The organism is Ralstonia sp. 22111, assembly GCF_052045895.1.
Lineage (GTDB): Bacteria > Pseudomonadota > Gammaproteobacteria > Burkholderiales > Burkholderiaceae > Ralstonia > Ralstonia wenshanensis.
The window spans coordinates 99,223-111,876 of sequence record NZ_JBQEPR010000001.1 but is presented as its reverse complement, the minus strand read 5'-3'; the positions used below and the strand labels follow the sequence as shown (position 1 = coordinate 111,876).

The following is a 12,654-nucleotide window of genomic DNA, read 5'->3' as shown; positions in this document are numbered from 1 at the left end:
GCCATCGCATGGCAAAGTTTTTTATCGATCGCCCGGTCTTTGCCTGGGTGCTCGCGCTGTTCATCATCCTTGCTGGGGCGATTTCGATCACCCAGCTGCCGATCTCGCAGTACCCGACCATCGCGCCGCCGTCCGTCATCATCACGGCAACGTATCCGGGCGCGAATGCGAAGACGCTGGACGAGTCCGTCACCAGCATCATCGAGCAGGAAATGAACGGTGCGGACGGCCTGCTCTATATGGAGTCGGTCAGCCAGGGCGGTAACGGCCAGGCGCAAATTACCGTGACGTTCAAGGCCGGTACCGATCCGGCGCTGGCGCAGGTGGACGTGCAGAACCGCCTGAAGCGCGTGGAAGCGCGTTTGCCGTCTGCAGTGACGCAGCAGGGCGTGCAGGTCGACAAGGCCCGCTCGAACTTCCTGCTGTTCGCCACGCTGGCATCCACCGACGGCAAGATGGATCCGGTGGCGCTGGGCGACTATATCTCCCGCAACGTGCTGAATGAAATCAAGCGCGTGCCGGGTGTCGGCCAGGCCATCCTGTTCGGTACGGAGCGCGCCATGCGCGTCTGGATCGATCCGGCCAAGCTGGTCGGCTACAAGCTGACGCCCACGGACGTCTACAACGCCATTCGCGCACAGAACGCGCTGGTCTCCGCCGGTACGATCGGTGACTTGCCGTCCGTCTCCGACCAGCCCCTCGCGGCGACGGTCGTGGTGGAAGGCCAGCTTACGACCACCGAGCAGTTCGGCAACATCGTGCTCGTGGCCAAGCCGGACGGTTCGCTGGTGCGCGTGAAGGATGTGGCGCGCCTGGAGCTGGGCGGCCAGACCTACTCGACGTCTGCGCGGATCAACGGCCAGCCGATTTCCGCAATTGGTGTGCAGCTCTCGCCCACGGGTAATGCACTGGGCACCGCCAAGGCCGTGAAGGCCAAGCTGGAAGAACTTTCGAAGTACTTCCCGGCGGGCGTGGAATACAAGGTGCCGTACGACACCTCGAAGTTCGTCCAGATCTCGATCGAAGAAGTGGTCAAGACGCTGTTCGAGGCCATGGTGCTGGTGTTCCTGGTGATGCTGCTGTTCCTGCAGAACATCCGCTACACGCTGGTGCCGTCGATCGTGGTGCCGATCTCGCTGCTCGGCGCGTTTGCCGTGATGAACGCGTTGGGTTTCTCGATCAACGTGCTGACGATGTTCGGCCTCGTGCTGGCGATCGGTATCCTCGTTGACGATGCGATCGTGGTGGTGGAAAACGTCGAGCGGATCATGGCCGAGGAAGGCCTGCCCCCGCGCGAAGCCACCCGCAAGGCCATGGGCCAGATCACGGGCGCCATCATCGGTATTACGCTGGTGCTGATGGCCGTGTTCATCCCGATGGCGTTCTTCTCGGGCTCGGTGGGCGCGATCTATCGCCAGTTCTCGCTGTCGATGGTGTCGTCGATCTTCTTCTCGGCGCTCATGGCGCTGACGCTCACGCCGGCACTGTGCTCAACCCTGCTCAAGCCGATCGAAAAGGGTTCGCACCACGAGAAGAAGGGCTTCTTCGGCTGGTTCAACCGCATGTTCAGCACCACCACGAACCGTTACCAAAGCTTCGTGGAGCGCATGCTGAAGAAGACCTTCCGCTACATGGTCATCTACGTTGCGCTGATCGTTGCGGTGGTGTTCCTGTTCCTGCGCCTGCCGTCTTCGTTCCTGCCGACCGAAGACCAGGGCTACATCGTGACCAACATCCAGTTGCCGCCCGGTGCATCGGCCAACCGCACGCTGGAAGTGATCAAGCAGGTCGAGAACTACTACAAGCATGAAAAAGCGGTCGAGAACATCGTGGCCGTGCAGGGTTTCAGCTTCTCGGGCAACGGGCCGAACGCCGGTATCGTGTTCACCCCGTTCAAGGACTGGAGCGAGCGCAAGGGCAAGGATCAAACCGCTGATGCTGTGGTTGGCCGGGCCTTCGGTGCGCTGTTCGGTGGTATTCGCGATGCGATCGTGTTCCCGCTGAACCCCCCGCCGATTCCGGAACTGGGTAACGCAACGGGCTTCACGTTCCGTCTGCAGGACCGCGCAGGCTTGGGCCACGACGCGCTGATGGCTGCCCGCAATCAGCTGCTGGGGATGGCGGCGAAAAGCAAGATCATCACTGGCATGCGCCCGGAAGGTCTGGAAGATTCGCCGCAGTACCAAGTGGATATCGACCGCGAGAAGGCCAACGCGCTGGGTGTGTCGTTCACCGACATCAACGCCGTGCTGTCGACGGCGCTGGGTTCGGCGTACGCCAACGACTTCCCGAACTACGGTCGTCAGCAGCGTGTGATCGTGCAAGCGGACAAGATCAACCGCATGCAGCCCGAAGACATCATGAACCTGTACGTGCGCAACGCGCAGGGCAACATGGTGCCGATGTCGACGTTCGCGAGGGGCCATTGGATCGTCGGCCCGGTGCAGCTCGTGCGCTACAACGGCTATCCGGCTGTCCGCCTTTCGGGTGCGGCCGCGCCGGGTGCCAGCTCGGGTGACGCCATGGCCGAGATGGAACGTCTGGCTGCCAAGCTGCCGGCGGGTATCGGCTACGAGTGGACGGGCCAGTCGCTGCAGGAAAAGGCCTCGGGCTCGCAGGCGCCGGCGCTGTATGCGTTGTCGCTGCTGGCGGTGTTCCTGGTGCTGGCGGCGCTGTATGAAAGCTGGTCGATCCCGGCGGCGGTGATTCTGGTGGTGCCGCTGGGCGTGCTCGGCGCATTGCTGGGCGTGACGCTGCGCGCGATGCCCGATGACGTGTACTTCAAGGTCGGCCTGATTGCGGTGGTGGGTCTGTCCGCCAAGAACGCGATTCTTATCATCGAGTTCGCGAAGGACTTGCAGGCGCAAGGCAAGGGCCTGATCGAAGCGACGCTCGAGGCCGTGCACCTGCGGTTCCGCCCGATCATCATGACGTCGTTCGCCTTCATCCTGGGCGTGCTGCCGCTGGCGATTGCCACGGGTGCCAGCTCCGCCAGCCAACGCGCCATCGGTACCGGCGTGATGGGCGGGATGATCACCGCGACGGTGCTGGCCGTGGTGCTGGTGCCCGTGTTCTTCGTGGTGGTCCGCCGCATCTTCAAGGGCAGCGAGCGTCAACGCCGCCTGGATGCCGCGCACCGTCCGCTGGACGAGGAAATCTGAACATGCAGAAAACGATGACCTTTCGAACCCCCGCGCTGCTGCCGGCGCTCCTGCTGGTCGCGGGCGTGCTGTCCGGCTGCTCGCTGGCGCCCACCTATGAGCGCCCCGACGCCCCGGTAACGAGCGCGTATCCGCAGGCACCGGCCGGCTATGCCGTGCCGGCAGATTCCGCCAAGCCCGGCGAGAACGCGCCCCGCGCGACCGAGCTGGGCTGGCGCGAGTTCTTCCCCGATGCGCGGCTGCAGAAGCTGATCGGCCTGGCGCTCGAGAACAACCGCGACCTGCGCGTGGCCATGCTCAACGTCGAGGCCGCGCGTGCGCAGTACCGCCTGCAGATCGCCGACCTGCTGCCGCCGGTCAATGCGTCTGCCACGTACACGCGCAGCCATACGCCGCCGTCGATCTCGACCACCGGCGGCGACATCTACACCAAGCAGTACCAGCTTGGCGTGGGCATCAGCAACTATCAGGTGAACCTGTTCAGCGTGGGCGACGTCACGTCGTCTGCGCGTGCAAGTTATCTGGCGACGGACGAGGGCCGGCGTGCCGCGCAGATCAGCCTGATCTCGCAGGTGGCCAAGGCCTACCTGAACGAGCGCGCGTACGCCGAGCAGCTCGAGCTGGCCCAGCAGACCCTGAAGGGCCGCGAGGACTACTACAAGCTGGCCAAGCAGCGCTTTGACGTGGGGGCCTCGTCGGCGCTGGATCTGCGTCAGACCGAGACGCTGGTGGAATCGGTGCGTGTGTCGGTGGCGCAGCTGACGCGCCAGTATGCTCAGGCGACCAACGCCCTTGTGCTGCTGGTGGGCGCCCCGCTGCCGGCCGATCTTCCCGCGCCGACCATGGTGTCGTCGGAGAAGATCGTTGCCGACATTCCGCCGGGTCTGCCGTCGGAGCTGCTGGAGCAACGCCCTGACATCCGCCAGGCCGAGCAGAAGCTGATTGCCGCCAACGCCAACATTGGCGTAGCGCGTGCGGCGTTCTTCCCGAGCATCGGGCTGACGTCCAACGTGGGTACGGCCAGCGGCGCGCTGCATGACCTGTTCAAGAGCGGTACGGGGTTTTGGTCGTTCGTGCCAAACCTGACGCTGCCGATCTTCAACTGGGGCACCAACATCTTCAACCTGGACTTGACCAAGACCAACCAGAAGATTGCGGTGGCCAACTACGAGAAGACGATCCAGACCGCCTTCCGTGAGGTGTCCGACGCCCTCGTGGCGCGCGGCACGCTGGAAGATCAGGTGGCCGCGCAGAAGCGCTTCCGCGATGCCACGGCCGATCGCCTGACGCTGTCTGACCAGCGCTATCGCAACGGCGTGTCGAGCTTCCTCGATGTGCTCGACGCGCAGCGCGATCTGTTCAGCGCCGACCAGACCCTGGTGCAGACGCGGCTGGCCCGCCTGACCAACGCCATCGATCTGTACACGGCACTGGGTGGCGGTCTGCAGGAGCACAGCACCACGGTGGCGGCGCAGCAGGCTCAGCCGACGGCTGCCCCGGGTGTTGCGCCCCCCACGCCGGATATGACGCCGCAGCCATCGAAGTAAGTTCGCGTCTGTTCGCTCGAAAGCCCGCCTTGTTCAGGCGGGCTTTTTTTCGCCTGTGCCCTTTGCGCTGGCACTGGATTCAAGAAAGCGAAGCAGCGCCGCTTCTTCGCGTCGCAGGCCCTTGCGTGCGCGGGTCGGGGGCAGTGCTTCTAGCTCGCCGGCCAGGAAGGCGTCCACCACGGCCGGATGCACATAGCACTTGCGGCAGACAGCCGGCGTGTTCCCCAGACGCTTGGCCACGGCAGCAATGGCTTCCACCACCTGCCGGCGCGCCTCGGTAGCGTTCGCCGACGTGCGCCCGCGCAGCAGATCCAGCGCGAGCACGCTGCCGGCCCAGGTGCGGTAGTCCTTTGCCGTGAAATCTGCGCCCGTGATCTCTTGTAAGTACGCATTCACATCCATGGAATCCACCACACGGCGCTCGCCAGCTTCGTCGATGTACTGGAACAACTCCTGGCCCGGCAGATCGACGCAGCGTCGGATGATGCGCGCCAGGCGCGGGTCCGATACCGACACGTCGTGCTCCACGCCGCTCTTGCCGCGAAACTGAAAACGTACCGTGTTGCCATGCACCTCCACGTGGCGATTGCGCAGCGTCGTGAGCCCATAGGAGCGGTTGTCGCGTGCATACGCAACGTTGCCTACACGTACGAGCGTCACGTCCAGCAGAAAGACCACCGTCGCCAGCATCTTCTCGCGCGATAGGCCCGGTGCCGCCAGGTGGGCGGTGATCGCCTCGCGCACGCGCGGCAGCGCCGCCCCGAATGCGAGCAGCCGCCCATATTTATCGGCATCGCGAAAGGCACGCCAGTCGGCGTGATAGCGGTATTGCTTGCGCCCGCGCGCGTCGCGCCCCGTCGCCTGCAGATGGCCGCCCGCGTGTGGGCAGATCCAGACGTTGGTGTAGGCCGGCGGGATCGCCAGCTTGTTGATGCGCGCAATGACTGCGGGATCGCGGATGCGCTCGCCACGCGTATCGAAATAGGCGAAGCGGCCGCGCAATCGGCGCCGGGTGTAGCCCGGCCGCGTGTCGTCCACATAGCGCAGCCGCTCGGGCAGTGCTTCGGCGGAGGTTGGCGCGCTTGGGGCAATCGTCGCTGGCGCAGACTTGGGAACGCGTTCCACGATAGAGATCAAGAGAGATGGTTGCTCTGAGCAAGCGGCGTTCCTCCCGCTCCGTGCACCGCCTACCCGCTCATGGCGTAGTATCGAGGCCACGCATCTGCTCAAAATTGCGGCAAGAAATGGCCTTTCCGCCACAATCGGAAGTGCCTTGCATCGGTAAACGGATTCAACTACACTGCACGCCCTCTGGGCGGTATATAATCCGCTGTTTCGCCGTCCACCCGAATACTGAGCAAGGGACCCGATGACCACCATCCGTCTGAAAGAAAACGAGCCGGTCGAAGTTGCGCTGCGCCGCTTCCGCCGTGAAATCGAGCGCACTGGCCTGATCAAGGAACTGCGCGCCCGCACCGCTTACGAAAAGCCGACGACCGAGCGCAAGCGCAAGAAAGCTGCTGCCGTTTCGCGTACGCGTAAACGCCTGCGCTCGCAAATGCTGCCGAAGAAGCTCTACTAAGATCGCGCGATTGTTTCGGTAGCACCAATCGGGTGCTGCCGCTGGCGGTGTGAAGTCAATCGACGTCCGTTCCGCCGAGCTTGGTTTGTAGCGCCTTGCGCGCACCGGAAGCCTTTCCGGATTCAACCAACGCTCCACTCCCCGATACAGAAGCTAGCAAGATGCGGTTGATGGCCTGTGCGCCATTGTCCGCCGCTTCGGTGCGCGCTGCGCGTGCCCTTCCTGTTTCAAACGACATCCGCCAGCGGTAATTGACCGGCTGGCTGTTGGCGTCTGTTGTGCCGATTCCCCACGGGAGTACATTGGCGAGCACCCTTTGTACGCGCTCTCTGAGACAACGATGTCTACCGATTCCAATGAATACTGGTTTCCGGCCAAGCGCTACGGCTGGGGATGGGGCTTGCCTTCGCGTTGGCAGGGTTGGGCGGTACTCGTCATCTATGCCGTACTGCTGGGGGCTGGCATCGTGGGGCTGCACCCGGGGCAAACGCAGTCGAGCTTTGCGTTGTACGTGCTGGGCGTGACAGCGCTGCTGTTACTGGTCTGCTGGTGGAAGGGAGAGCCGCCACGCTGGCGTTGGGGGCGGGACTGAGCGGTCTACTTGCCCATCAACTGCGCAGATACGGGCCGACCCGTTTCTCCAGCAAGGCGACGAGTTCGGGCTGCATGAACACGTAGTCGTCGGAAATATCCAGACACACCACGTGCTTGCCGCGTAGTCGCGCACCAAACCGCTGCGACAGGCGCCGCTGGTGACTACGTTCCATGACGAAAATCGTCTCAGCCCAGTCGAGCTGATCGGCGTCGAGTTGCACGTCTGCGTCGGGAGCCAAGCCCGCAGAATCTGTCTCGACGTTTGGCCACCTGGCGAAGACCGCTTCCGCCGTCGGGCTGCGTAGCCGATTGCGGCTGCAGATGAAGAGCACACGCATCGGGCTAAACCGATGCCTGCAGCGCCGCCGCAATCGATGCGCGATAGCCCTTCGGCAAATTCACCGGCAACGCGTCGGGCGCAAATAGCCCAAGGCGCTTGTGCTCATGACTGACGGTGGGTTCAAACGGGCCCACCAGCGCGCACGCGTACGTGGCAATGAACACATACTTGCCCGGCACGACTTCGAACAGGTACGTGTCGATCAACGCGCCCGCTTCCACACGCAGGTTCAGCTCTTCGGCAATCTCGCGAACCAGGCATTCGATGGACGTTTCGCCAAGTTCAATACGGCCGCCAGGCAACTCCCATTCTTCGCGCTCATTGAGCAGTAGGACGACCTCGCCGGTGGGCACGCGCAGGACGCCTTTGATGGAGACGGGGTAGGCCGACATGGCGGTCACTTGCCGATGCAGAACCGGCTAAAAATCACCCCCAGCAAGTCATCACTCGAAAACGCCCCCGTGATGCTGTTCAACGCCTCCTGCGCAAGCCGCAGTTCTTCTGCAAACAGGTCCAGCGATTGCGCTTGCTGATCGGCATGCTCCGCCGCTGTGGCCAGATGTTCGCGGGCCGTGCGCAGTGCGGCGAGATGGCGCTCGCGCGCAAGGTAAAGCCCCTCACCGCCACCCTGCCAGCCGGCGATCTCCAGTAACGCCGCGCGCAGCAATTCAACGCCCAGGCCGTCGCGCGCCGAGAGCCATACCTCGGGCGGCTCAGTATCCACGCGGCCCGGTACGGCCACGCCAGAGAGGTCGATTTTGTTGACGACGCGCAGGGTCGGCACGCCGGCGGGTACGTGCGCGGCGATGCGGGCGTCGATGGCGGCATCTTCGGGCGAGAGGCCGTTGGCGCGATAGTCCGCCGCATCCAGCAGATGCAGCACGACATCGGCGCGGGCGATGGCAGCCCAGGTGCGCTCGATACCGATGCGCTCAACTTCGTCTTCCGTATCGCGCAGGCCCGCCGTGTCGACGATGTTCAGCGGGATGCCTTCGATCTGGATGGTCTGCTGCACCTTGTCGCGCGTGGTGCCGGCAATCGGCGTGACGATGGCAAGCTCTGCCCCCGCCAGCGCATTGAGCAGCGACGATTTGCCGACGTTCGGCTGCCCCGCCATCACCACGTGCAGGCCTTCGCGCAGCAGCGCACCTTGGCGCGCCTGCGCCAGCACGCCATCGACGGCCGCGCGAATGCCGGCGAGCTGGCCGCGCGCGTCGGAGGCTTCCAGAAAGTCGATTTCCTCCTCAGGAAAATCCAGCGTTGCCTCCACCAGCATGCGCAGATGAATCACACGCTCAACCAGCGCATGCACCGCCTGCGAGAATGCGCCATCGAGCGAACGCGCTGCCGAACGTGCGGCAGCTTCGGTACTGGCCTCGATCAGGTCGGCGACGGCCTCGGCCTGCGCCAAATCCATCTTGTCGTTGAGAAAAGCGCGGCGAGTGAACTCGCCGGGCTCCGCCACGCGCAGGCCGATCTCGCGACCAGCGGCCAGGCAGCGTTGCAGCAGCAGTTGCATCACGACGGGGCCGCCGTGCCCCTGCAGCTCAAGCACGTCTTCGCCCGTGTACGAATGCGGCGCGGGAAACCACAGCGCGATGCCGCGGTCGATCGCATTGCCGTTGGCGTCGAGGAAGGGGAGGTAAGTTGCCTGGCGCGGCGTCAGCAGGCGTCCGCACACGGCTTGCATGACGGTGCGTACGTCGGGCCCCGACACGCGCACCACGCCAATGCCGCCCCGCCCAGGGGCGGTGGCAATCGCCGCGATGGGGATCGTGAGGATGGGCGCACGCGGCGCGGCGGAAGCGTTCGGCAAGGCGGCGGGGTGGTCATCAGCGGTCATGGGCGGTATTGTGCGGCAGCCGCGCAGTTGCGCGCCAGTTTCCAACCCAGGAGATTCGGATGATTGATCACACCGGCATCGTCGTCAGCGACTTTGAGGCCAGCAAGCGGTTCTACGAACAGGCACTCGGCGCCATTGGCCTGGGCAAGGTGCTGGAGTTTCCCGCAGCCGTCACCGGCCACACCGATGTGGCGGGCTTTGGGCCTCCGGGGAAGGCGGAGTTCTGGGTTTCAGCAGCGATGGCGGGGCAGGAGCCGAACAAGCCGCCGCTGCACGTGGCTTTCCGCGTCGACACGCGTGCCGAGGTGGAGGCCTTCTACGCTGCGGCAATGGCCGCAGGCGGCACTGACAATGGCGCACCCGGCGTGCGCGCCCACTATCACCCGAACTACTACGGCGCTTTCGTGCGCGACCCGGACGGCCACAACATCGAGGCCGTCTGCCACGCACCCGTCTGAAGCGCGTGAAGCGTTTGAGGGAGGCGTGAAAAAGGGCACCCGGAGGTGCCCTTTTTGCTGAAGCGCATTCGCCTTACTTGGCGGGTGCCGCCTTCTTGTTGGTGCCCAGCATGCGGTTGATCGACCATTGCTGCGCGATCGAGAGGCAGTTGTTCACCACCCAGTACAGCACCAGGCCGGCCGGGAAGAAGAAGAACATCACCGAGAACGCGATCGGCATGAACATCATGACCTTGGCCTGCACCGGATCCGGCGGGGTCGGGTTGAGCTTGGTCTGCACGAACATCGACACGGCCATCAGCACCGGCAGGATGTAGAACGGGTCAGGCGTGGACAGATCGTGCACCCAGCCGATCCAAGGCGCACCGCGCATTTCAACCGACGACAGCAGCGCCCAGTACAACGCCATGAACACCGGAATCTGGATCACGATCGGCAGGCAGCCGCCGAGCGGATTGACCTTCTCGGTGCGGTACAGCGTCATCATCTCCTGGTTCATCTTCTGCGGGTCGCCCTTGTGGCGCTCGCGGATGGCCGTCATGCGCGGCTGCAGGTCTTTCATCTTGGCCATCGAGCGGTAGCTCGTGGCCGACAGCGGGAAGAACACCAGCTTGATCAGCACCGTGAGCGCGACGATCGACCAGCCCCAGTTGCCCAGCAGCGCGTGGATCTTTTCGAGCAGCCAGAACAGCGGCTTGGCGACGATGGTCAGCCAACCGTAGTCCTTCACCAAGTCCAGGCCCGGCGTGATGGCCTCGAGCATGCGTGCTTGCTGCGGGCCGGCAAACAGGCGTGCCGTGGCCGACACACTGGCGCCCGGCGCGACCGTGCCCAGCGGCTCTTGGATGCCGATGCGGTAGAAGTTGGTGTCGACGCGGTTGACGTAGTACTCGCGCTTGACGTTGTTTGCCGGAATCCAGGCCGATGCAAAGTAGTGCTGCACCATCGCCACCCAGCCGCTGTCGGTCGGGGCCGGCACCTGTGCCTTGCCCTTGTCGATGTCGGCGAAGGTGATCTTGTGGAACTTGTCGCCGTCGGTGTACACCGCCGGGCCGGTGAACGTGCTGTAGAAGCGTGAGTGCTCCACAGCGCCGCCGTCACGAGCCAGTTCCAGGTACAGCGTCGGATTGATCGGCGCTGCGCCGTCGTTGGTCACGTCGAAGCGCGTGTCGATCACGTAGCTGCCGCGCTTGAAGACGTACGTCTTGGCCAGCTTGGCGCCGCCCTTGTCGGCGGTGAGCGTGATCGACACATCGTTGCCCGTGCCCAAGTCGCGCGGGCCGGCCGATGCCGTGAACACCGTCGTGTGGTTCGGGAAGTCACCGCCGATCAGGCCCGAGCGCGCCAGATAGGTACGCTCGACGCTGCGGTCGAACAGCACCATCGGGTTGCCGTCGTGGTCTTTCTGACCAAGCAGTTCGAGCTTGGTGACGATGGCGCCGTCGGTGTCGATGGTGGCGCGCAGCAGGTCGGTCGAGATGACGATCTTTTCCGAAGCCGGTGCCTGCGAAGCGGCGCCCGTAGCCGGGGCGGCTTGCGACCCGGCAGCAGCCGTCGTGGAGGCGCTGTTCGGCACGTCGCCTGCTGGCGTGCTGCCCGGCGCGGCGGCTGTGGTCGTGGCCGTTTGCGGCGTCGGGAAGAACATCGACTGGTGGCCATTCGCGCGTTGCCAGTTGTCGAACAGCAGGACAACCGCCAGCGAGAAGATCACCCAGAGAATGGTGCGTTTGATATCCATGTCGGATTACGGTCTGGGAAGGTGAAGCCAGCGCCGAAAAGCGGCTGCGCAGCCCGATCTTGAACCTGCGATGCTCACCGTACCCTTGTACGGTTGCGCTTCTCGGTCCAACTTTGGGCTGCTCGCTACGTTTTCCGGCACTGCCTGGATCGACGGCCGCGCAGGCTGGGAGTCAGCTGCGGTCGCGTCGGTCGATGCGGGATCGGGGGAGCGGGGCACAGCGTCGCCAGCAGCGGGCGGCACAGGATCATACCCGCCTTGTGCGAACGGATGGCAGCGGCATAGACGTTTTGCCGCAAGATAACTGCCGTAACCCGGCCCGTGAGTGAGCACGGCGTCGCGCGCGTAGTCGGAACAGGTCGGGAGGAAACGGCATTGCGCGCCCACAAACGGGCTGAACGCCACTTTGTAGATGCGCAGCAGAAACAGCAGCACGCGCGTCATGGCGTGCTCCCAGCGGTGGGCTGGGAGGGGGCGGCAGCAGGTGGTGCCGGCAGCGGGCGCGTCGCAATCTCGAACAGATGCACCAGCTCTTCGCGGCAGATGCGCTTGAAGGCGGCCACGGTGGGCACGTCCTGGCGCGGAAACTTGGCCTGCAGACGGATCAGCACGTCGCGTCCGCCCAGCAGAGGCTGCCGCAGGCGGAACAACTCGCGGCACTGCCGTTTGATGAGGTTGCGCTCGACAGCACGCTTGGCGAATTTCTTGCCGATTACCACGCCGAGGCGGGCTTGAGCGGCGCCGTTGGCGCGCACATACAGCACGAAGTGACGACTACGCCGGACAGGCCGCAAAGCAAAAACGGATGAAAACTCATCCGTTTTTGTCAGCCTCGCGGCCTTGGGGTAGGCGTGCAGGCCCATCGCCAGCGTGCCGCAAAGCCACGGGTAACGGCCAGGAGCCGCCACCCTCGGCGCGGCCGTCTTTAGATGGCCAGGCGCTTACGACCCTTGGCGCGGCGTGCGTTCAGCACGGCACGGCCACCACGGGTCTTCATGCGGACACGGAAACCGTGGGTGCGCTTGCGACGGGTAACGGAAGGTTGATAGGTACGCTTCATGATGCACTCTCTTGTTAATGGGTGGTGCGGACATTGCCGCACGCGCCGGGCCTAGGGCTACCGCCGCGGCCTGGTGTCGATTCAGTCAGAGAAATCGCCCACGCAGACTGCCGTGCGCTATGTTGTTCAGGTCTAGGGTGTCACCGGAACATCGGGCACCGAGAGCATCGGGCCTAAGCCGGATCAGTCGCGACGAAGTGTTTCTCGCCCCGCATCTGACACGAACAAGCGTGCGCTCCCCTGCTGCGCATCGCAGAACCCGACATTTAAGCGGCATTTCCCACATCTGTCAAGCCTTCCTGACTGGGGATAACGTGCGCCCGGCGCCCGA

General features: G+C 64.4%; 13 protein-coding genes and 1 pseudogene. 5 read left to right on the top strand and 9 right to left on the bottom strand.

The genetic code is table 11. The features are described 5' to 3' along the window. The first annotated feature begins 8 nt into the window (after window positions 1-8). Window positions 9-3,161: an efflux RND transporter permease subunit gene (locus ACTJK4_RS00515; protein WP_232041611.1), complete on the top strand. Its 3,153-nt coding sequence runs from the start codon at window positions 9-11 to the stop codon at window positions 3,159-3,161. A gap of 2 nt (window positions 3,162-3,163) precedes the next feature. Further along, the gene (locus ACTJK4_RS00510; protein ID WP_440815261.1) at window positions 3,164-4,708 is read left to right on the top strand and encodes an efflux transporter outer membrane subunit; all 1,545 of its coding nucleotides are present in this window, start codon (window positions 3,164-3,166) and stop codon (window positions 4,706-4,708) included. Window positions 4,709-4,741: 33 nt separating this feature from the next. Here ACTJK4_RS00510 and ACTJK4_RS00505 read toward each other — a convergent pair whose 3' ends face one another. Then, on the bottom strand, window positions 4,742-5,833 hold the full coding sequence (locus tag ACTJK4_RS00505; protein WP_440815258.1) for a DNA topoisomerase IB: 1,092 nt from the start codon (window positions 5,831-5,833) through the stop codon (window positions 4,742-4,744). Between the two features lie 244 nt (window positions 5,834-6,077). On the opposite strand from ACTJK4_RS00505, the gene rpsU reads away from it, so the two are divergent. Next, complete coding sequence (rpsU, locus tag ACTJK4_RS00500) at window positions 6,078-6,290, top strand: 30S ribosomal protein S21 (RefSeq protein WP_003262970.1); 213 nt, start codon at window positions 6,078-6,080, stop codon at window positions 6,288-6,290. Window positions 6,291-6,345: 55 nt separating this feature from the next. Here rpsU and ACTJK4_RS00495 read toward each other — a convergent pair whose 3' ends face one another. Beyond that, window positions 6,346-6,603 (bottom strand): hypothetical protein, encoded by a 258-nt coding sequence (locus tag ACTJK4_RS00495; protein WP_440815255.1) that lies wholly within the window; start codon window positions 6,601-6,603, stop codon window positions 6,346-6,348. A gap of 27 nt (window positions 6,604-6,630) precedes the next feature. On the opposite strand from ACTJK4_RS00495, the gene ACTJK4_RS00490 reads away from it, so the two are divergent. After that, a complete protein-coding gene (locus ACTJK4_RS00490) occupies window positions 6,631-6,882 on the top strand; it encodes a hypothetical protein (protein WP_260803756.1) in 252 nt (83 codons plus the stop codon). A 16-nt stretch (window positions 6,883-6,898) separates the two neighbouring features. Here ACTJK4_RS00490 and ACTJK4_RS00485 read toward each other — a convergent pair whose 3' ends face one another. From ACTJK4_RS00485 to mnmE, 3 genes are read right to left on the bottom strand one after another with little or no spacing between them, the layout of a single operon-like run. Next, window positions 6,899-7,222, bottom strand: coding sequence for a low molecular weight protein tyrosine phosphatase family protein (locus tag ACTJK4_RS00485; protein WP_440476943.1), 324 nt, complete (start codon window positions 7,220-7,222; stop codon window positions 6,899-6,901). A 4-nt stretch (window positions 7,223-7,226) separates the two neighbouring features. Continuing rightward, window positions 7,227-7,616, bottom strand: coding sequence for an NUDIX hydrolase (locus ACTJK4_RS00480; RefSeq protein WP_440815251.1), 390 nt, complete (start codon window positions 7,614-7,616; stop codon window positions 7,227-7,229). A gap of 5 nt (window positions 7,617-7,621) precedes the next feature. Next, window positions 7,622-9,067: a tRNA uridine-5-carboxymethylaminomethyl(34) synthesis GTPase MnmE gene (gene mnmE / locus ACTJK4_RS00475; protein WP_440815249.1), complete on the bottom strand. Its 1,446-nt coding sequence runs from the start codon at window positions 9,065-9,067 to the stop codon at window positions 7,622-7,624. 59 nt (window positions 9,068-9,126) lie between these two features. Between mnmE and ACTJK4_RS00470 the strand changes: the two genes are divergently transcribed. Next, a complete protein-coding gene (locus tag ACTJK4_RS00470) occupies window positions 9,127-9,525 on the top strand; it encodes a VOC family protein (RefSeq protein WP_316870314.1) in 399 nt (132 codons plus the stop codon). Between the two features lie 73 nt (window positions 9,526-9,598). Here the strand turns inward: ACTJK4_RS00470 and yidC are convergent, their stop codons facing one another. The 4 genes and pseudogenes from yidC to rpmH all read right to left on the bottom strand — a co-directional run bounded on the left by yidC (window position 9,599) and on the right by rpmH (window position 12,323). Further along, window positions 9,599-11,263, bottom strand: a complete 1,665-nt coding sequence (gene yidC / locus ACTJK4_RS00465; protein WP_440815246.1) for a membrane protein insertase YidC — start codon at window positions 11,261-11,263, stop codon at window positions 9,599-9,601. Between the two features lie 147 nt (window positions 11,264-11,410). Next, window positions 11,411-11,707, bottom strand: a pseudogene (gene yidD, locus ACTJK4_RS00460) (membrane protein insertion efficiency factor YidD); the annotation flags it as partial. Continuing rightward, the gene (gene rnpA / locus ACTJK4_RS00455) at window positions 11,704-12,126 is read right to left on the bottom strand and encodes a ribonuclease P protein component (protein ID WP_232043079.1); all 423 of its coding nucleotides are present in this window, start codon (window positions 12,124-12,126) and stop codon (window positions 11,704-11,706) included. The gene rnpA and the pseudogene yidD, both read right to left, overlap by 4 nt. Window positions 12,127-12,188: 62 nt before the next feature. Further along, window positions 12,189-12,323 (bottom strand): 50S ribosomal protein L34, encoded by a 135-nt coding sequence (rpmH, locus tag ACTJK4_RS00450; RefSeq protein WP_003262958.1) that lies wholly within the window; start codon window positions 12,321-12,323, stop codon window positions 12,189-12,191. Window positions 12,324-12,654: the final 331 nt, after the last annotated feature.